17 protein-coding genes and 1 tRNA gene are annotated in these 19,717 nt (G+C 60.0%); 9 read left to right on the forward strand and 9 right to left on the reverse strand.

All coding sequences use genetic code 11. From position 1 onward, the window contains the following. Positions 1–103: 103 nt before the first annotated feature. The gene (locus RLCC275e_RS07770) at positions 104–3,919 is read right to left on the reverse strand and encodes a vitamin B12-dependent ribonucleotide reductase (protein WP_130707538.1); all 3,816 of its coding nucleotides are present in this window, start codon (positions 3,917–3,919) and stop codon (positions 104–106) included. A 121-nt stretch (positions 3,920–4,040) separates the two neighbouring features. Between RLCC275e_RS07770 and RLCC275e_RS07775 the strand changes: the two genes are divergently transcribed. Continuing rightward, positions 4,041–4,322 (forward strand): hypothetical protein, encoded by a 282-nt coding sequence (locus RLCC275e_RS07775; protein ID WP_171816884.1) that lies wholly within the window; start codon positions 4,041–4,043, stop codon positions 4,320–4,322. A gap of 235 nt (positions 4,323–4,557) precedes the next feature. On the opposite strand, the gene RLCC275e_RS07780 is transcribed toward RLCC275e_RS07775, so the two are convergent. The 4 genes from RLCC275e_RS07780 to RLCC275e_RS07795 all read right to left on the reverse strand — a co-directional run bounded on the left by RLCC275e_RS07780 (position 4,558) and on the right by RLCC275e_RS07795 (position 7,744). Then, a complete protein-coding gene (locus RLCC275e_RS07780; RefSeq protein ID WP_033179846.1) occupies positions 4,558–5,148 on the reverse strand; it encodes a hypothetical protein in 591 nt (196 codons plus the stop codon). 193 nt (positions 5,149–5,341) lie between these two features. Continuing rightward, positions 5,342–5,836 (reverse strand): xanthine phosphoribosyltransferase, encoded by a 495-nt coding sequence (gene gpt / locus RLCC275e_RS07785; RefSeq protein ID WP_033179847.1) that lies wholly within the window; start codon positions 5,834–5,836, stop codon positions 5,342–5,344. A 181-nt stretch (positions 5,837–6,017) separates the two neighbouring features. Further along, positions 6,018–6,860: a universal stress protein gene (locus tag RLCC275e_RS07790; protein WP_003558693.1), complete on the reverse strand. Its 843-nt coding sequence runs from the start codon at positions 6,858–6,860 to the stop codon at positions 6,018–6,020. Between the two features lie 107 nt (positions 6,861–6,967). Continuing rightward, entirely contained in the window at positions 6,968–7,744 is a 777-nt protein-coding gene (locus RLCC275e_RS07795; protein WP_033179848.1) for a competence/damage-inducible protein A, read from the reverse strand. A 223-nt stretch (positions 7,745–7,967) separates the two neighbouring features. Here RLCC275e_RS07795 and wrbA point away from each other — a divergent pair, with 223 nt between their 5' ends. Together wrbA and RLCC275e_RS07805 are read left to right on the forward strand one after the other, a co-directional pair. Beyond that, complete coding sequence (gene wrbA / locus RLCC275e_RS07800) at positions 7,968–8,564, forward strand: NAD(P)H:quinone oxidoreductase type IV (protein ID WP_003558697.1); 597 nt, start codon at positions 7,968–7,970, stop codon at positions 8,562–8,564. A gap of 151 nt (positions 8,565–8,715) precedes the next feature. Beyond that, positions 8,716–8,800 (forward strand) — tRNA-Leu (locus RLCC275e_RS07805). A 282-nt stretch (positions 8,801–9,082) separates the two neighbouring features. Here the strand turns inward: RLCC275e_RS07805 and RLCC275e_RS07810 are convergent. Further along, positions 9,083–9,517: a VanZ family protein gene (locus RLCC275e_RS07810; RefSeq protein ID WP_171816908.1), complete on the reverse strand. Its 435-nt coding sequence runs from the start codon at positions 9,515–9,517 to the stop codon at positions 9,083–9,085. 137 nt (positions 9,518–9,654) lie between these two features. Here RLCC275e_RS07810 and ilvA point away from each other — a divergent pair, with 137 nt between their 5' ends. The 4 genes from ilvA (at position 9,655) to RLCC275e_RS07830 (ending at position 14,202) form a co-directional block, all read left to right on the forward strand. Continuing rightward, on the forward strand, positions 9,655–10,905 hold the full coding sequence (gene ilvA / locus RLCC275e_RS07815) for a threonine ammonia-lyase (protein ID WP_033179849.1): 1,251 nt from the start codon (positions 9,655–9,657) through the stop codon (positions 10,903–10,905). A gap of 37 nt (positions 10,906–10,942) precedes the next feature. Continuing rightward, positions 10,943–11,269 carry an HlyU family transcriptional regulator gene (locus RLCC275e_RS07820; protein ID WP_033179850.1) on the forward strand — a complete coding sequence of 109 codons (327 nt, stop codon included), beginning with the start codon at positions 10,943–10,945 and terminating at the stop codon, positions 11,267–11,269. A 234-nt stretch (positions 11,270–11,503) separates the two neighbouring features. Beyond that, positions 11,504–12,775, forward strand: a complete 1,272-nt coding sequence (locus tag RLCC275e_RS07825; RefSeq protein WP_033179851.1) for a GGDEF domain-containing protein — start codon at positions 11,504–11,506, stop codon at positions 12,773–12,775. Positions 12,776–12,972: 197 nt separating this feature from the next. Then, positions 12,973–14,202, forward strand: coding sequence for an MFS transporter (locus RLCC275e_RS07830; RefSeq protein WP_033180638.1), 1,230 nt, complete (start codon positions 12,973–12,975; stop codon positions 14,200–14,202). A 58-nt stretch (positions 14,203–14,260) separates the two neighbouring features. Here RLCC275e_RS07830 and RLCC275e_RS07835 read toward each other — a convergent pair whose 3' ends face one another. After that, the gene (locus tag RLCC275e_RS07835) at positions 14,261–15,037 is read right to left on the reverse strand and encodes an SDR family oxidoreductase (protein ID WP_033179852.1); all 777 of its coding nucleotides are present in this window, start codon (positions 15,035–15,037) and stop codon (positions 14,261–14,263) included. Positions 15,038–15,145: 108 nt separating this feature from the next. Between RLCC275e_RS07835 and RLCC275e_RS07840 the strand changes: the two genes are divergently transcribed. Next, the gene (locus RLCC275e_RS07840; RefSeq protein ID WP_033179853.1) at positions 15,146–15,721 is read left to right on the forward strand and encodes a TetR/AcrR family transcriptional regulator; all 576 of its coding nucleotides are present in this window, start codon (positions 15,146–15,148) and stop codon (positions 15,719–15,721) included. Positions 15,722–15,769: 48 nt separating this feature from the next. On the opposite strand, the gene RLCC275e_RS07845 is transcribed toward RLCC275e_RS07840, so the two are convergent. Continuing rightward, the gene (locus tag RLCC275e_RS07845) at positions 15,770–16,384 is read right to left on the reverse strand and encodes an FMN-dependent NADH-azoreductase (protein ID WP_003558716.1); all 615 of its coding nucleotides are present in this window, start codon (positions 16,382–16,384) and stop codon (positions 15,770–15,772) included. A gap of 139 nt (positions 16,385–16,523) precedes the next feature. Between RLCC275e_RS07845 and RLCC275e_RS07850 the strand changes: the two genes are divergently transcribed. Continuing rightward, positions 16,524–17,492, forward strand: a complete 969-nt coding sequence (locus tag RLCC275e_RS07850; RefSeq protein ID WP_033179854.1) for a LysR family transcriptional regulator — start codon at positions 16,524–16,526, stop codon at positions 17,490–17,492. A 42-nt stretch (positions 17,493–17,534) separates the two neighbouring features. On the opposite strand, the gene RLCC275e_RS07855 is transcribed toward RLCC275e_RS07850, so the two are convergent. Next, positions 17,535–19,523, reverse strand: coding sequence for a bifunctional 2',3'-cyclic-nucleotide 2'-phosphodiesterase/3'-nucleotidase (locus RLCC275e_RS07855; RefSeq protein WP_033179855.1), 1,989 nt, complete (start codon positions 19,521–19,523; stop codon positions 17,535–17,537). Positions 19,524–19,717: the final 194 nt, after the last annotated feature.

The raw sequence follows: 19,717 nt of genomic DNA on the forward strand, positions 1-19,717 counted from the left end.
GTGTCGCCGTAGGTCGCTCTACACATTATATTATTAGCGCGTCCTAGTTTTCTGCTGTGTCGAACCTAGTGGCACGACACAATAGGCGTGACAACAGCCTCCCTCAGCTGCACCCGCTCGTAGCACCACACGTGTCGCACTTCTCACAAGTCCCGTTCCGCACCATCGTGAAGTTCTGGCACTCCGAGCACATGTTGCCGGTATAGCCCTGCATGATCGAGCGCTGGCGGCGTTCGGCTTCGCGCTTCTTGGCTTCGGATTTTGCCGTTGCCGCGTCTGCCGCCGCCTTGTCGGAGAAGAGGGCCGTTGCGTCGCTGGTGAGTTCCTCGGTCACCTCTTCGGCGATCTCTTCCGCCAGTTCCTTGGCGCGCTCTTCGTAATCGCGCTTGAAGGCGACGATTTCGGAGGTGGCGATGGCGACCGTCGGCTCCAGCTTGCGGGCAGCCGCGCCTGCAAAGGCGGTCACGGTGCCGGTGGAAGCGGCGCGGGCAGGGGCGGCGGTGGCCGCACCTTTGGGTTCGCCTGCCTGGCGTTCGCCGCCGGTGCCGGACACCAGGGTCGGCTTGTAGCCGCGGGTCCAGCCGGTGGAGAGCAGGTTGGTCTTGCCTTCCTGGATGCCCTTGCCAAGCGCGGTGTTCGAGAAATCCGACGTATCGACATGCGCCAGGTCATGGCGGCCGAGATAGGAAACGGCAAGCTCGCGGAAGACATAGTCGAGGATCGAGGTAGCGTTCTTGATCGCGTCATTGCCGATGACCATGCCGGCCGGCTCGAACTTGGTGAAGGTGAAGGCCTCGACATATTCCTCGAGCGGCACGCCATATTGCAGGCCGAGCGAGATGGCGATGGCGAAATTGTTCATCATCGCACGGAAGGCAGCGCCTTCCTTGTGCATGTCGATGAAGATCTCGCCGATGCGGCCGTCGCCGAATTCACCGGTGCGCAGATAGACCTTGTGTCCGCCGACGGCGGCCTTCTGGGTATAGCCCTGGCGGCGGTTCGGCAGCTTCTCGCGTTCGCGCGAAACTCGTTCGATCACCCGCTCGATGATCTTCTCGGTGACGGTAACGGCCTGGGCGGCCAGCGGCGCCTGCAGTAGTTCCTCCAGCGCATCCTCGTCGTCTTCGTCCTCGATCAGCGAGGAGTTGAGCGGCTGCGACAGTTTCGAGCCGTCGCGATAGAGCGCGTTGGCCTTGAGGCCAAGCTTCCAGGAGAGCATGTAGGCGTTCTTGCAATCCTCGACGGTCGCCTCGTTCGGCATGTTGATCGTCTTGGAAATCGCGCCGGAGATGAACGGCTGGGCAGCCGCCATCATGCGGATATGGCTTTCCACCGAGAGGTAGCGCTTGCCGACCTTGCCGCACGGATTGGCGCAATCGAAGACCGGCAGGTGCTCATTCTTGAGGAAGGGCGCGCCTTCCAGTGTCATCGCACCGCAGACATGGATGTTGGCGGCTTCGATGTCCTTCTTCGAGAAGCCGATATGGTCAAGCAGGCTGAAGCTCATGTCGGCGAGCTGTTCGTCGGAAACCTTCAGCGTTTCCTTCAGGAAGTCGGCGCCGAGCGTCCACTGGTTGAAGACGAATTTGATGTCGAAGGCGCTCTTCAGCGCGGCGTTGACGGCTTCGACCTTCTCGTCGGTGAAGCCCTTGGTCTTCAGCGTCGACGGATTGACAGCCGGCGCCTGGTTCAGGTTGCCGTGGCCGACGGCATAGGCCTCGATCTCGGCGATCTGGCTTTCCGAATAGCCGAGCGTGCGCAGCGCGTCGGGCACGGCGCGGTTGATGATCTTGAAGTAGCCGCCGCCGGCGAGCTTCTTGAACTTGACGAGGGCAAAGTCGGGCTCGATGCCTGTCGTGTCGCAATCCATGACGAGACCGATCGTGCCGGTGGGCGCGATGACCGAGACCTGCGCATTGCGGTAGCCATGCTGTTCACCAAGCTCGAGCGCCTTGTCCCAGGCCGATTTGGCGTGGGCGACGAGATCCTGGTCCGGGTTTTCCGAATGGATCAGGGCGACCGGGTTGATCGACAGCGCTTCATAGCCGGAGCTCTCGCCATGCGCGGCACGGCGATGGTTGCGAATGACCTTGAGCATGCTCTCGCGGTTCGGCGCGAAGTTCGGGAAGGGCCCAAGCTCGGCAGCCATTTCGGCCGAGGTCGCATAGCAGATGCCGGTCATGATCGCGGTCAGCGACCCAGCGATGGCGCGGGCTTCAGCGGAGTCATAGGGAATGCCAGTCGACATCAGCAGGCCGCCGATATTGGCGTAGCCGAGACCGAGCGTGCGGTATTCGTAGGAGAGTTCGGCAATGCGCTTCGACGGGAACTGCGCCATCATCACCGAAACTTCGAGCACGACGGTCCAGAGCCGAACCGCGTGTTCGTAATCGGCGATGTTGATGCGCTTGGTGGCCTTGTCCTTGAACTGCAGCAGGTTCAGCGAGGCAAGGTTGCAGGCGGTGTCGTCGAGGAACATGTATTCCGAGCACGGGTTCGAGCCGCGGATCGGGCCGCCGGCCGGCGAAGTGTGCCAGTCGTTCATCGTCGTGTTGAAGTGGATGCCCGGATCGGCCGAGGCCCAGGCTGCGTAGGAAATGGTTTCCCAGAGGTCGCGCGCCTTCAGCGTCTTCATCACTCGGCCGTCCTTGCGGGCGGTCAGGTTCCATTCGCCATCATTCTCGACGGCGCGAAGGAAGTCGTCCTTGATCGAGACGGAGTTGTTGGAGTTCTGGCCGGATACCGTGAGGTAGGCTTCCGAATCCCAATCCGTGTCGTAGGTCTTGAATTGGAGATCCTTGTAGCCCTGGCGGGCGAACTGTATGACGCGCTGGACGTAGTTCTCCGGAACCTGGTCCTTCTTGGCGGCGCGGATTTCGCGCTTCAGGGCAGGGTTCTTGTTGGGGTCGTAGCAATCGCCGTTATCGCCGCCTTCGCAATTTAAGCAGGCCTTCATGATCGTCTTCAGATGCTTGGCGACAACCTTGGAGCCGGTCACGAGAGCCGCAACCTTCTGCTCTTCCTTGACCTTCCAGTTGATGTATTCCTCGATATCGGGATGGTCGATGTCGACGACCACCATCTTGGCGGCGCGGCGCGTCGTGCCGCCCGATTTGATGGCGCCGGCGGCGCGGTCGCCGATCTTCAGGAAGCTCATCAGGCCGGAGGAACGGCCGCCGCCGGAAAGCTTTTCGCCTTCGCCGCGCAGCATCGAGAAGTTGGAGCCGGTGCCGGAGCCGTATTTGAACAGGCGCGCTTCACGCACCCAAAGGTCCATGATGCCGCCTTCGTTGACGAGATCGTCTTCGACAGACTGGATGAAGCAGGCATGCGGCTGCGGGTGTTCGTAGGCCGACTTGGACTTGGTCAGCTTGCCGGTGAAAGGATCGACATAGAAATGGCCCTGGCCGGGGCCGTCGATGCCGTAGGCCCAGTGCAGGCCGGTGTTGAACCATTGCGGCGAGTTCGGGGCGACGCGCTGGGTGGCGAGCATATAGGCAAGCTCGTCCTTGAAGGCCGAGGCGTCTTCCTCGGAGGAGAAATAGCCGCCCTTCCAGCCCCAATAGGTCCAGGTCCCGGCAAGACGGTCGAAGACCTGGCGCGCATCGATTTCGGAGCCGGTCTGTTCGTCCTTAGACAGGGTCTTCAGCGCAGCATCGTCGGGAACGGAGCGCCACAGGAAGGAAGGAACATCGTTTTCCTCGACCTTCTTCAGCCGGGTGGGAACGCCGGCCTTACGGAAATACTTCTGCGCCAGCACGTCGGTGGCGACCTGGGAGAACTGCGCGGGAACGTCGATGTTCTCGAGGCGGAACACGATCGAACCGTCGGGGTTCTTGATCTCGCTCGTCGCCTTGCGGAATTCGATCTCCGCATAGGCGCCTTGGCCGGCCTTTGTGAAACGACGTTCGATGCGCATTGTCTTGACCTCGTGTTGGCGCCTGGTCCCCGCGACCTCGGCACAAAATTCCTATCCGGCGGCACTTTGTCGTCGCGCAGCCAGTCTCGTTTCCGTATTGTGACAGGGGTGTCATCCGGAGATGTCCTTCCTGTATCTTGTGGTGATGGTGGCTGCAAACACTAAATATAGTATTAACAGCTTATTATCGCCAGCCCCGATGTCACTTTTTTTGGAGGCTGAAAACCGCGCAGAAATCCTGTCGGGCCTGCACCGTTTTCGGTCCATCGCCCTGATTCCGCGTCCTAATTTTCAAAAGGGAACCGGGCTCGTAACCTCCGGTCCTGTCGCCGCCGCAACATCAGGATCAGTAAAGTTTGAAACAGCTGATTCCGTCAAGGGCTGGCTTTTAATTGATTGCTAACCACAACATGTTGTGGATGCGCCTGTGGAGATTGGGGAAAGCCGGGGAGCGCTGATATTACAATGGCTTGCAGGCGTTGCCGGCTAAGGAAAACCTCGGAATGGCAAAAAACCACCCTATGGCAAATCTTATGATGGCATTTCCGGCGCAAATGAGCATGCCGATTCGTCGGTGAAATCAGTGCTCCTAAAGCGCGTCGTTATCGCAAAACCGCAAACTTTTGCGCGACATGCTGTTAGAGCGCATCAATGGCGATGGTGACGATGGCGACGCCGATCGGCCTGTTCTCTTCGTCCATGACGACAAAGCTCGCCTGCGTCTCGAGATTTTGGCTGGATTCATTGCGTTCCGCCCGGTCGATGAAGATCTCGCGGGAGCCGCTGGCGAAGGTTTGGAGATATTTCTCCTCGTCGCCCTGCCAGAAGTCGGCGGTGATGGTGCTCTGCCCGACATTCAGCCCACGCGAGTCCGTGACGAAAAATTCGAGAATTGCGCCGTGCGAGGCATCCTGTTTTTCCCTCAGGTAATGCGACACGGATTTGTCGAGCAGCAGCTTGACCATCTGCAGGTGGTGCTGGTTGACCTCCGACCGGTAGGTCTCGTCGAGCACCCGCATATCCATTTCGCTGACATTGCCGAATTTCGTGTTCTGTTCGGCAATGGCTTTCAGCACCAATGGCGTTTCCACTATGGGTCGGATCCGCTTCTCGACATAGTCGCGCACGAGGGGAATGTAGGCAGGCTCAGCATGGACGGGCGCCAGCGGCAAAAGAAAGGCCGCCAGCCCGACAGTCACAACCGCTCCTATATGCCCCCATCGAGCCATCTTGCTTCCCTATACCGTATTGTCCGATGCACGCTTTAGGTGCAATCTGACACGATTCGCATCTGTCGAGTTTATGAGCAAAAGATAAAATAGATGTGCAGATCCCGATAGCGGATTCAGGAAGCCTTGCTGACAAAATCTGGAACAATTTCAAGTGGTAAATGCGATGGTTGCGCGCCGCGATCGGTGGCGATCAGCCCGCGCCCTTGGCGATCGGTTCCTGATAGGTGAAGCCCATGTCCCAGGGGAAATAGATCCACGTGTCCTGGCTCACCTCGGTGATGAAGGTGTCGACGGTCGGCACGCCTTTCGGCTTGGCGTAGACGCAGGCGAAATGTGCCTTCGGCAGCATGGTGCGCACCTGTGCAGCGGTCTTGCCGGTATCCGTCAGATCGTCGACGACCAGCACGCTTTCTCCGCCATTTTCCATAAGTTCGGGTGCTATTCCCTTGAGCAGCACCATGTCGCCCTGGTTCACATAGTCATGATAGGACGCGACGCAGACGGTCTCGATCAGCCGGATGTTCAGTTCGCGCGAGATGATCGCGGCCGGAACGAGGCCGCCGCGGGTGATGCAGACGATCGCCTTGAACGTCTGATTCAAGCCGGCAAGCCGCCAGGCAAGGGCGCGCGCATCGCGGTGGAACTGATCCCAGGAAACGGGAAAGGCTTTATCGGGAAGGGACATCGGGCTGCTCCGCGGCATGAAAAAACGACACGCCGTTTGCCGGCGACCGGACAGGCTTGAAGCGGCGATTGGCAAAACGCAAATCGCGCAGCCGGAACTGCGCGAGATGGGGCCGAGGCTCGAAGCTGTCATCGGTCGCCGCAATTAGCGGGATTTGCCGGCAAAAGGCAAGAGCAGCCAATCAACGCGATAACAGGGTCAGCGCCGTCATCGATTGCAGCAGGGTCTTGGTCGTGCCGCCGAAGATCATCTGCCAGAGCCAGGAATGGGTATAGGCGCCCATGACGAGAAGATCGATGCTGCTGTCCGAAAGCCGGTTTTCGATGACATGCGATGCGCTCTTGTCCACACTTTGGGCCGTCGAAAGCGTCGTCTTGACGCCATGACGCGCAAGCGTCGCGGCGATGTCGGCGCCTGCGGTCAGCGGCGATTGCAGCGCCGTGTCGGCCGGATCGACTGAGAAGATCTCCACCTCATCGGCGGCTTTGAGGATCGGCAACGCGTCAAAGGTCGCGCGCGCAGCCTCCTTCGAGCCGTTCCAGGCGATCAGCACGCGCTTGATCGGCTTCGGCTGGCGGATGATATAGGGGATCATCAGCACTGGCCGGCCCGTTTCGAAAAGGAAACTGTCGACGTCGACGTGGCTGTCGGAAGGTCTGGCCGGGTCGGCCTGCGAGGCGATCAGGAGGTCGGCGCTGCGCGCACTTTCGATCAGCGGCGCGGAGCCGTATCCGGTTGATGTGGCAAAGCTGCGCCATTCGAAGGAGGCGCCAGCCGCCTCCGCTTTGGCCCGAAAAATGCGCTCAACCGCGATCGTTTCGCTGTGCGCCATGTCCTGCAGCGCCTGTACGGCGACGGGATCGGGGATTTCCATCGGCGCCACCAGCGGCACGGCGGAGATGATTTCGGCATGCAGGCCGATCACATGGGCGCCGCTTTCAGCGGCGATGGCGAAGGCGAAATCGGCAACCGCGGTACTATTGTCTGATGTATCGAGAATGGCGAGAATGGTTTTGTAAGACATATCAATTCTCCTTGCGCTGAAATGGCTTGCGCGAGGGAAGGAATGCGCCGGACCGTTCTCCTGTTCCTTGATAGGGATCAAGGATGCCCCAGGTTCCGGCGTTGCCCTCAAGCCTCGGCGGAATGGTTTTCGGCAATGTCCTTCCTTTGGCGGATGGCGTCGATCATCGCCCGCACCTCGGCGCCGGCCGCATCGATAACCGCCTGCGAGCGGCCGCGCACGACGATCTCGGTCGAAAATTTCTGGCCGATATAGCGCGGGTAAGAACCAATGCTGGTTTCCGGATGTGCTTTCTGGATCGCGGTCAAGGGCGTGCCGATCTCACCTTCGCCGTAAGGGCAGGCAATGGCGAGCGAGAGCACCGGCGTGCCGGTTCGAAGTGTCGGCAGCACATTGTCGACCATCGCCTGGAAGACCTGCGGCACGCCGGCCATGACGTAGACGTTGCCGATGATGAAGCCGGGCGCTGTCGAGACCGGATTGGCGATATGCGCAGCCCCGCGCGGCATGCGCGCCATGCGCTGGCGCGCCGCGGTGAATTCCATCTCGCGGCGCCGGTACATCTCGGCAAGCAGCGTCATCGCCGTCTCGTCGTATTCGCAGGGCACGCCGAAAGCCTTGGCGATGGCATCGGCGGTGATGTCGTCATGCGTCGGCCCGATACCGCCCGAGGTGAAGACATAATCATATTTACCGCGAAGCGCGTTCAGCGCCTCGACGATCGCGTCCTCGTCGTCGGCGACGATGCGCACTTCCTTGAGATCGATGCCGGACAGCGTCAGCAAATCGGCAAGATGGCCGATATTTTTATCCTTGGTGCGGCCGGAGAGAAGTTCGTCGCCGATGGCGAGCATGGCGGCGGTGACGACGATGTCTTGGCTCATGGGATGTTCCGTGATCTGAGGCTGGTGAATAGGTAGTGCCCTTCGGCCGCTTTGCAAACAGCCGCCGGATACGTTCATTTTTGCTGAAATGAAAACGCAAGTGAATTTTCGTCCACGGATGTTGAACACTGAGTTCTTCAAGCCATGGCTGTGTTCGGAAATGCGCGCTGATAGAACTCCCTCGGTTCACGAAATTCAACCAGTGCTCCAAGGGAGATTGAAGATGGCGAAGGTTCTCGTCCTTTATTATTCGGCTTACGGCCATATCGAAACCATGGCCTATGCGGTCGCCGAAGGCGCGAAGTCGGCCGGTGCCGACGTCACCGTCAAGCGCGTTCCGGAACTGGTTCCGGAAGACGTTGCCAAGGCTTCCTATTACAAGGTCGATCAGGCGGCTCCGATCGCCACCGTTGACGAACTGGCGGACTATGACGCGATCATCGTCGGCGCCGGCACCCGCTTCGGCACGGTCGCCTCGCAGATGCGCAATTTCTGGGATCAGACGGGCGGCCTCTGGTTCGCCGGCAAACTCGTCGGCAAGCTCGGTTCGGTCTTCACCTCTTCGGCAACCCAGCACGGCGGCCAGGAATCGACCATCCTCGGCTTCATCCCGACCTTCCTGCACCAGGGCATGGTCGTTGCCGGCCTGCCTTATGCCTTCCAGGGCCAGATGGGCACCGAGGAAGTCAAGGGCGGCTCGCCTTACGGCGCTTCCACGATCACCAACGGCGACGGCTCGCGCCAGCCTTCCGAGATCGAGCTGGAAGGCGCAAAATACCAAGGCGCCCACATCGCCAAGCTTGCAGCCAAGCTCGCGTGATCCTCGTCACTGAAATGAGAAAGGCGCGGCGGGCGTGGGCTCGCCGCGCCTTTTCTGTTTTCTGATAGGCACGCCTGCAGATCAGGCGTGATTTTTTACGCCTCGCGGCCCTTCCCATCGCCAGTGACGCAAGATATTGAAAACGCCGCAAGCGGGCGTGGCGAAACTGGTAGACGCAAGGGACTTAAAATCCCTCGGCCTTGGCTATACGGGTTCGAGCCCCGTCGCCCGCACCACCTTCATAATCCTGTTCGAATATGCTTGTATTAACCCTGTATATTGTGGATAAAAGCGCAATATCGCTTGCATAGGGGTTTTTCGGTGCAAGGATCGCGCCACGGCGGTTGAGTAAGTATTGTCTTGTGGGAGTAAGACGATGGTTTACGATTGGAATGGGACCAGGGTTCGGCGCATCCGAATCTTCAAGACCAGCGTCGCACTTGTTCTCGGAACTGCGATAGCTGCGATACCATTGTTCTTCTGGGCAGTGCAGTTGGGCGATTTCTAACTCGAGATAATCAGCGTTCTGCGAAAGGAAGCGCGTTTGGCGCTTTGGTCTCGCGCCACCTGTTGATCACCCAGCCAGCCAGTAGCCCCAGGGTTGCGCCCATCGCCTTGATGCTCGCGTCATGCAGGCGCGGATGGCGGGTGGGCGCGAAATATTGCAGCCATTCGATGGCGAATGCGCCGACGATCAGCAGCACGGCCACCGTTTTCCATTGTTTCGGATAGGCAAGCGCGAAGGCGAGGCCGAGAAGTAGATAGGCAACCGCGCGGTCGACATCGACCATCGTGACCGTATCCGGCCTTTCTCCGATCGGCGAAACCGTGACGAAGATGATGAAGGCGAGCAACAGCCAGGCGAGCGGTTTTGCGAATTTGAAGATCATCATAGCTTCATATAAGTGGCCGCCCTTTTCATTGACAGTTAAAATCAGTTCATGTGCCGCCAATTTTGCGATTGGATTAAGAAAGCCTTCCTCGGAGCGAGCCGGTTCGGGAGCGAACCGGAAACGGCCGAAACGGGCTTTCTTTTGCCGGTCGGCTCGTGCCATAGCGGCGGTGGTATTCTTGAGGATGGACCACGCCCGTGACGAAACTTGATGTCGAAAGCGCCGAAGAGGCAATGCGCAGCCTGTTTCCGGCAACGCCGCTGCAGCTCAATGATCATCTGTCGGCTCGCTACGGGGCCGATATCTGGCTGAAGCGCGAGGATCTGTCGCCGGTGCGCTCCTACAAGATCCGCGGCGCCTTCAATTTCTTTCGCAAGGCGATCGGGCAGGGTGCTGCCGGCAAGACCTTCGTCTGCGCCTCGGCCGGCAATCACGCCCAGGGCTTTGCCTTCGTCTGCCGCCATTTCGGCGTGCCGGGCGTCGTCTTCATGCCGGTGACGACACCGCAGCAGAAGATCGACAAGACCCGCATGTTCGGCGCCGAATTCATCACCATCCGGCTGTTCGGCGACTTCTTCGACCAGTGCTACCAGGCCGCCCGCGAACACGTAGAGGCGGTCGGCGGCGTCATGGTGCCGCCCTTCGATCATGCCGACATCATCGAAGGCCAGGCAACCGTCGCCGCCGAAATCATGCAGCAGCTGCCGGAAGGAACGGTGCCGGACATGGTCGTCCTGCCGGTTGGCGGCGGTGGACTTGCCGCCGGCATCACCGGTTATCTCGACGGCACGGTGCCGAAATCGGCTTTCGTCTTCACTGAGCCAGCCGGCGCGCCGAGCCTTAAGCGCAGCATCGAGGCGGGCGCGGTAGTAACACTTGCGAAGGTCGATAATTTCGTCGACGGCGCGGCGGTGGGGCGCATTGGCGACCTGAACTTCGCGGCTCTTCGCGATTTTCCGGCAAGCCAAGTGCAACTGATGCCTGAGAACGCCATCTGCGTCACCATTCAGGAAATGCTGAATGTCGAAGGCGTCGTGTTGGAGCCGGCTGGCGCCCTGTCGCTGACGGCGATCGCCGCGATGGACGGCCAAGCGATCCGCGGCAAGACCATCGTTGCCGTCGTCTCCGGCGGCAATTTCGATTTCGAGCGTCTTCCTGACGTAAAGGAAAGAGCCATGCGTTACGCAGGGCTGAAGAAATACTTCATCCTGCGGCTCGCCCAGCGCCCTGGCGCGCTCCGGGATTTCCTCAATCTGCTTGGCCCCGACGACGATATCGCCCGCTTCGAATATCTGAAGAAATCGGCGCGTAATTTCGGCTCGATCCTGATCGGCATCGAAACCAAGGCGCCTGAGAATTTCGCCCGGCTGATCGGAAATTTCGAAGCAGCCGGCATGGGTTACGAGGATATCACCGAGAACGAGATCCTCGCCAACCTGATCATTTGACTTGGCGACAGCGATATCGCCGTGCTAAAGGCGGAGCATGGCTTCGTTCATTTCAAATATCTTCTCGATGTTCTCCGGCGGCGGCAAGCCGGCTTCGGAGGCGGCCGGCCCTTCCGGCGAGCCGCAGCTTTACGGCGATTGCACGATCTTTGCCGAGCCGCGCAAGGAAGGCGGCCAGTATCGCCTTGCCGGTCGCATCGAAAAGAAGGTCGGCGACGAGGTACTGGTGCGCAATTTCATCCGCGCCGATCTGTTTTCCTCCTCCGATGACGCGCTCGAATGCACGGTGCGCAAGGCGCAGCAGATCATCGATCAGCATGGTTCGTCGCTCTTTGGCGACGGCGAGAAGCTTCGTCAGGTCTGAAATCGGGATCCGGGGATGGGTCCTTGATACCGGCTGTAACTGTTCCTGTGTGACCGGGGTGCTCTCCAGCGAGCGCGTTCTCACTCACGCAATCTTAAAGGATTGCGGTGAAAGGTATCGCCTGCAGGATTTGCAGGACACCCCCGTGTTTGACTGTTTCGGACGATTGACTAAAGGATTCTCTGTCGCGATCACCGCGCCAGCAGGAGGCCGAACGTCCGGAGCCGAGGTCTCATGATGGAGACACTCAACCTCGCTCTGTTCGTCGTCGAAGCCATCGCCTATTTCGTGCTGATGGTGACGCTTCTGCATTTCCGTCACCGGCTCGGCCTCGGGGTTTTCCTGACGGCGCTCGGCGTCATGCATTTCATGGAGACCTATCTGGCGGCGGTGTTTTATGTTTCGCTGCCGTTCGGAGATGTGTCGCCGGGTTCATCCGTCTTCTTCTCCGGCAAGCTGATGATGATCCTGATGCTTTACCTGCAGGAGGATGCCGCGACGGTGCGCCAGCCGATATACGGTCTCTTCCTCGGCAACCTGCTCACCGTCGGTATTGCCTGGGTGCTGCAACTGCACCAACCGCTGCAGATATCGACCAACCACACACCCGACGTCGATTTCCTCAAGGAGATGGGCTGGCTGATGGTCTGGGGCACGGCGCTGCTCTATGTCGATTCGCTCGGCATCATCCTGCTTTACGAAAAACTCGGCGATTTCTTCCGTCGCCGGGTCGTCCTGCGTTTCCTGATTTCGGGCTTCGTGCTGCTGACCTTCGACCAGATCGGCTTCTTCGCCGCGCTGCATTACTTCCTGGATGTGCCGATCGCCGCATTCTGGGGCGGATGGAAGGCAAAAATGCTTGCCGTCTGCCTCTACGCGGCGATGTTCGCATTCTATGAATATCGTATTCGCCGCGTCGGTGCGGGCGGGTCCGCACGCTCGATTAGCGACGTATTCGGCGACCTGACGTTTCGCGAGCGCTACAACGATCTTCTTGAGCGCACCGGCCGCGACATGCTCACCGGCGTTTACGATCGGACGCGCATGGAAATGGAAGCGCCGCTGATGCTGCGCGAGGCACTGAAGCAGGGGCTATTCGCCACCGTCCTCATTATCGACGCCGATCACTTCAAGGATGTCAATGACGGCTACGGCCATCTCCAGGGCGACGAGGTGCTGAAAGCCATCGCCGCTCGGATCGGTACGACGCTGCGTTCCAGCGACCGTGTCTTCCGCTTCGGCGGCGAGGAATTCGTTGCCGTCTGTCCAGGCACCGACCACGAGGAAGGTCTGCTGCTTGCCGAGCGCCTTCGCTGGACGATTGCAACCAGCGTCAAGACGCCGGATGACAGGCCGATCACGGTCAGCATCGGTGTTGCGACTGCCGACGAGGACGGCGTCGATTTGACCGCCGTGCTGACGGCTGCCGACGGCAGGCTCTATGTGGCCAAGAAGAGCGGCCGCAACTGCGTCGTCGGCCGCTCCGGCGTGGTGAAACTCAGTTAGGCCTGGTGGGCTCGTCGATCAGCGCAGTGCGGTCGGCCGCAGGTGTTTAGGATGTTGCGTAAACAGAAACACATTCCCATATATTTGCGTATTTTCAACAGGTTATGAGATCCACAAAAACGGCTTGTTAGCGTAACGTAAACGTGATCTCCATTGCCGCAGCATTCCGGATGAGCTTTCCGGCAAGGGGCGTGGACATGAGTGATTCAGTTGCAGGACAGAAAGTCGATGGCGGCGAGTTTGCCGTTTTGTGTATCGGCGGGTTTCTTCTTTCGATTGCCTATGGCGTGACCTTTCTGATCCCGGTGCTGGTGGGTGAGCGCGGCGGCGACGAGGCGCTGGCCGGCCTGATCATTTCGGCTGCGACTGTCAGCACCGTCATTCTCGTGATCCTGTCCGGCCACATCGCGGATGCCATTGGCTCGGCGCGGGCGGTGGCTGTTTCGGGATTGTTTCTTGCCGCGTCAGCGCTCGGATTCGTCATGGTTCCCTCAGCTGGGCTGAGCCTGATGGCGGTCGGTTTCATCCTCGGCATAGGCTGGGGCACCTTCTATGCGCTCGGACCCATTCTGGTCGCCGCGATCGTCGAACCCGAACATCGGATCAGGTTTTTTGCTCTGCTTTCGGGATCGATGATGTCGGGCATCGGCGCCGGACCGATCATTGGCCGCATCGCCACCAATTGGTCGATGCCGATTGAGGCGGCCTTCGCGTTTGCGTTCCTTGCCAGTCTCGCCGGCGGTGCGCTTTACTTTTTGCTCCATATCCGGCTGACCAAGGCCGGCAAGATTTTGCCTCATGTCAACAAGATCTCATTTGGCTCAGCACGCGAGGTGATCGGCTCGCGGGCCATCTATTCCATCATTATGGTCGGCATCGGTGGCGCGATTTTCGGCGGGTTGTCCAGCTTTCAGACTAGCTACGCCAAGGCGCATGGGTTCGACTACTCGCTGTTCTTCATCGGCTTCATGTCCGCCGCGATTCTGAGCCGGCTGTTCGTGGCGGGATATGTGGTCAAGAAAGACCCACTCTATTCGCTTGTGGTCCTGACAAGTCTGACGCTGGTATCGATCGTGCTGTTCCTGATGCTGACATCAAATCAGTTTGCCTATCTGGGAGGCGCGGCAATGCTGGGGGTGGGCTACGGCTTGACTTATTCCGTCATCAACGGCCTGGCGGCCAATGAGGCTCCTGCCGGCCTTATGCCGCAATCGCTGCTGTTATTTTCGCTCGCCTATTCCATCGGCGTCTTCGGCTTTCCACTGATCGCCGGCAATCTGATCGTTTCCTCCGGCGTGCAGACCATGCTGTACGTCGTGCTCCTGCTTGCCGTCCTGAATTTTGCAATCGTCCTGTTTCGTGTTGCCCACCGTGCAACGCAAGAACGAAACAAAGCATTCGTAGGAGACAATACAAGCACTCTGTGACCGGTGACCGAGGCCGGCGAAGGGGCCGGCAAGTTTAACCTGCCCAGCCCCGGCTCACTCAGGCAGCGCGGAAGATCTTGGCGCCGGAGGGGGCACTCGTCATGCCGCCGTCGACAGTGATCTCGATGCCGGTGACATTGGCCGAATCATCCGAAGCCAGATAGAGCGCCGCCTTGGCGATTTCGTCGGCTTCGCTCATGCGGCCGAGCGGGCTCATGCCGCCGATGCGGGCCTCAAGCGCTGACATTGCGTCTTCCGTCTGAGCCATCGGCGACCAGATCGGCGTCTTCGTGCCGCCGGGCGTCACTTGATTGACGCGGATGCCGCGCGGCGCGAGTTCGGACGCCATATTGCGCGTCATCGCGCGGACCGCCGCCTTGGTCGCCGCATAGGCCGACCAGCCGGGAGCGCCGAGCACGGCATGCACGGAACCGTTGAGGATCACCGAAGCGCCGTCATTGAGATGCGGTAGGGCCGACTGCACGGTGAAGAAAACCGCCGTGAGGTTGGTGCTGATAATCTGGTTAAATTGCTCCGGCGATGTTTCGCCGAGCGGCGTCGCGCCGCCGATGCCGGCATTGGCGAAGACGATGTCGAACTTGCCGAGCTTTCCGGCGGCTTCCGCAAAGGCCTTCTCGGTGGCGGCGACATCGGTGACGTCGACCTTCAGTGCCAGCACGCCGGCTCCCAGCGCCTTTTCGGCGGCAGCGAGCGTTTCCGGGTTGCGGCCGGTGATCACCACCCTGGCACCCTCGTCGATGAAGACCCTGGCGGTCGCAAGACCGATGCCGCTGTTTCCGCCGGTGATCAGGGCGACCTTGTTTCTTAGACGCATGATTCATGCTCCTCTTGGAATTGGCAACGATCTAGATTATGATCGTTATCTACAAGGATTATGATTATAATCTACATGAGTCAAGAGGCAGTGCCGGGGAGATGTCCGATGGGCCGTTCGCAGCTGGAAAAACAGAAGACGCACGAGAAGATTGTCGAGACCGCGTCGAAGCGGCTGCGCGAGGAGGGGCTCGAAGGTATTGGCGTCGCCGACCTGATGAAGGAAGCCGGATTGACCGTCGGGGGCTTCTACAAGCATTTCGCCTCCCGCGACGATCTGGTCGCCGAGGCGATCCAGTCCGCTTTCGATTCATGGGGACGCAAGCTGGAGGCCGAGGGGGTGAACCCGGCGGAGATGGCGGCCGCCGATGTCGCCGATCGTTATGTGAGCGCCTATCATCGCGACAATCCCGGTGAGGGCTGCCCTTTTGCCGCGCTGATCTCCGATATATCACGCAGCGGCGAGAAGGCGCGGGGGATTGCGACGGACGGGCTCAGGCGGAATTTCGCGTCACTGGCGAGCAAGGCTGCGGGAGCGGACGAAGGAGAAAGACGGCGCAAGGCAATCATGGCCTTCGCGATGATGGCCGGTGGCGTCGGCCTTGCCCGGATTTCGTCCGATGAAAAGCTCTCGGCTGAAATCCTGGCGACGGTCCGGGATTTTGTCGCCGATATCGACAAATGAAAAACGGCCGGCAAAGGCCGACCGTTCCATGGAGCGTTCAGCAGCCGATCAGGCGGCCAGTGCGATTTCCTGGACGCGCGACTTGGCGGCGTCGATCGCCTTTTCGGCAGCTTCCGGACCGAAGGCCAGGCCTTCGACATAGATGGTCTCGATATCGCTGATGCCGAGGAAGCCGAGAACCGACTTCAGGTACGGCACTGCATGGTTCAAGGGAGCGGCCGGGCCCTGTGAGTAGACGCCACCCGAGGCGAGCACGACATAAACCTTCTTGCCGGTTGCGAGGCCGACCGGGCCGCTTTCCGTGTACTTGAAGGTCAGGCCGGCGCGGGCGACGTTGTCGATCCAGGTCTTCAGCGACGAATAGATGTTGAAGTTGATGAGGCCGGTGCTGATGACGATCGTATCGGCGGCAAGCAGTTCGTTGACAAGCTCGTCGGAAGTCTTGACGGCCGCGGTTTCCTCAGCGGTGCGGGCCTCGGCCGGCTTGCGGATTGCGCCGGTGAAGAGGTCATCGATATGCGGCAGCGGGGTAGCGGCAAGATCGCGGCGGACGACGACGCTGCCCGGATTCTGGTTCTTCAGCTTTTCGGCGAGATCGACAGCGATCGGCGTCGAGAGCGATTCGGCACGCGGGCTGGACGTCAGAAGAAGGATGGACGACATGGTGCATTTCCTTTCGAATGGAATTTGACGGCCCGTTGCTGGGAGGTGAGCCGCAGTCTCGATGAGGAAAATAGGTCTGGCCTGCTATCGAAAAAACGGTGATAATGTCGATCGAAACTATCGATGGAATGGATAGAAGATGGTGCCAAACCCCACTCTGGACCAATTGCAGGTGTTTCTGACCGTTGCCGAGACTGGCAGCTTCTCGGCCGCTTCGCGGGCGCTGAACCGGGCGCAGTCGGTCGTCAGCTATACGATTGCCAATCTGGAGGCACAGCTGGAAGTGCCGCTTTTCGAGCGCTCCGGCGCCCGCCAGCCGAAGCTGACGGAGGCGGGCAAGGCGATGCTGGAGGATGCGAGGCGCATTCTGGGCAACCTGCAGGTCATGCGGGCGCGCGTCAAGAGCCTGAGGGAAGGGCTCGAAGCGGAGGTATCCGTCGCCATCAGCGTCATGGTGCCTTCACGAGCCCTGGTGGATGTACTCCACGAATTCCGCGAGATGTTTCCATCCGTTTCGTTGAGCCTCAATGTCGGCGAACTCGGAATGGTCATGGATCTCGTCCTGAGCGGCAAGGCGACGATCGGGATTGGTGGCGCGGTCGTCCAGCAGGACGATTCGATCGTCACGGAACGAATCGGTCACTCCTTCATGTTGCCGGTTGCCGCGCGCAACCACCCGCTTGCCGGGATCGGCCGGCCGCTGACGCTCGGCGACGTCCGCGAGGAAGTGCAACTCGTTGTCACCGATGCGTCGGGCCGGACGAAGGGGCGCGATTTCAACGTTCTGTCCTACAAGACATGGCGCGTCAGCGATATTGCGACGAAGCACCAGCTCATCAGGGCCGGCCTTGGCTGGGGCGGCCTTCCGGCTTCCGTGATTCATGACGATCTGACGAGCGGCAGGCTCGTCCATCTCGATCTGGATGCCTACGAACAGGGAGAGTATCCCATATATTCGGTCCGTCAGCTCGCCAACCCGCCCGGACCTGCCGCCACCTGGATGATCGACGCGTTCCGCACGCGGCTTTCCGCCTGCCCGAGCCAAGTCGATTTCCATGCTCAGATAGCGGAACTGCAGGAAGCTGGTACGCCGCTTGCGGCCGAATGACGAAGGCGCGGGTGCCGCGCCTTCGCTGATATTGTGCTCGGCCTAAAGAACCAGCCTGAACTTCGAGAACCCGTCGGCCCCTTCGCCGGCATCCTCGATCTTGACGCTTTTGACCTCGGTGAGGAACTGCTTCGCCTTCGGGCCGCTTTCAAAGGTCGCGGTCGTGCCTGGGAGCGGCTTGAAGGTCCAGTTTGCGTCGGCCGACGGATTGATCGTGCCCTGATCATGGATATAGCGGACGATGACGTCGCGGTTGGTATCCGGCGCCTGGAAGATCACCTTATCAGCGGTGATCTCAGGGAAATTGCCGCCGCCGCCGGCGCGGTAGTTGTTCGAGACGACGACGAACTTCTGAGCCGGATCGATCGGCTTGCCGTCGAAGGCGAGGTTCTGAATGCGGTTGGCGTCCGGATGGATCGGTTTGCCGGACGAATCATATTTCGGCGGCTGCGACAGGTCGATCTGGTAGGTGACGCCGTCGATCACGTCGAAATTGTAGGACGGGAAATCGTTGTTGAGCAGGGCCGCATCTTTTGAGCCGGCCTCGATGTGATTGAACATGCCGGCCGACATTTCGAGCCAGTTCTTCACCTGGGCGCCGGTAATGGTGACAGCCTGCACCGTGTTCGGGTAGAGATAGAGGTCGGCGACGTTCTTGATGGCGATATCGCCGGCCGGAACGTCGGTATAGTAGTCGGCGCCGCCGCGACCGCCGGCCTTGAAGGGGGCCGCCGCCGAAAGCACCGGCAGGTCCTTGAACTCGGTGTCGGCGAGCATCTGCTTGATGTACCAGGTCTGGGCTTGGCTGACGACCTGCACCGAGGGATCGTCGGCGACGAGTGCGAAGTAGGAATAGAGCGGTGCTGACGTCTTGCCGACCGGGGTGCGGACATAGGCAAGTGTCGCCTCGTGCTCGGCCTTAGCGGCTTCGATCACGTCCTTCTTGTCGGCGTAGTCGGCAACCACCTTCTTCTTGTCGTCGCGATGATAGATCGGCCGTGCTTCCGAGGTGAAATCGACGATCTTCCAGCTGTTGCCGTCCTTTTCGAGCAGCAGGTCGATAAGGCCGAGATGCGAGCCCCAGAAGCCGGCCATCACGGCGGGCTTGCCGTGCAGCGTGCCCTTGACGGGGTCGGCATTGGTGACGCCGTCCCAGCTCTTCGGGCCGGGGAAGACGAGATGCTGGTGGCCGGTGAAGATCGCGTCGATCCCATCGACGGCGGCGAGATGCAGCGAGGCGTTCTCCATCTTTTCGGATGGTGCGCTGCCGTCGATGCCGGAATGCGAGAGCGCAATGATGATATCGGCGCCGGCTTCCTTCATGGCGGGAACCCAGGCCTTGGCGGCCTCGACGATGTCGCGCGTCTGCGCCTTGCCTTCAAGGTTCTTGATGTCCCAGAGCATGATCTGCGGCGGTACGAAACCGATGAAGCCGATCTTGACGGGGCTTTCGTTGCCGGCGCCATCCTTGATCTGCTTTTCGACGATAATGTAGGGCTTGAAGAAGAGATCGTCCTGCTTCGGGTCCGAGGCGAGTTGACCCTTGGTCAGGTTGGCGCAGACGAAGGGGAAATTCGCGCCTGATAGGACCTTGAACATGAAGTCGAGGCCGTAGTTGAACTCGTGATTGCCGAGCGTGCCAACCGTATAGCCGAGCGTGTTCATCGCCTTGATTACCGGATGGACGTCGCCATCCTTCATGCCATGCTGATAGGCCATGTAATCGCCCATCGGATTGCCCTGCAGCACGTCACCATTGTCGATCAGCAGCGAGTTGATAGCCTCGGCGCGGATACCGTCGATGATCGTCCCGGTGCGCGACAGGCCCATCGTGTCGTTAGGCTTGTCGGCATAATAGTCATAGGGGAAGACGTTGACGTGAATGTCGGTCGTTTCCATCAACCTGAGATGCGCCTGGTTGGCGCTGGCGCGGGCGCTGAAAGGATGCAGCAGCACCAGGGCGGAAGTGGCGGCGAGGCCACCGAGCAGGGAACGGCGGCTCATTACACCAACATCGAAAATGGAAGACATGGAAACTCTCCTTAGGATCATGCATCGTCCGGCCCGTCAAAATTAGGACGATTTGGCGAGGAGTACACTGCGAAAATGACAGGACGTCAAAACAATCCGCCGGAAAAGCGTCATGGCTCAGAAATGCAATTTATGATATATTTATTCGGCACCAGGCTGCAGCAGACGTAAGGCCACGGTCACCCTCGGCGTCA

It is taken from the genome of Rhizobium brockwellii, from assembly GCF_000769405.2.
In the GTDB taxonomy this organism is placed as follows: domain Bacteria; phylum Pseudomonadota; class Alphaproteobacteria; order Rhizobiales; family Rhizobiaceae; genus Rhizobium; species Rhizobium brockwellii.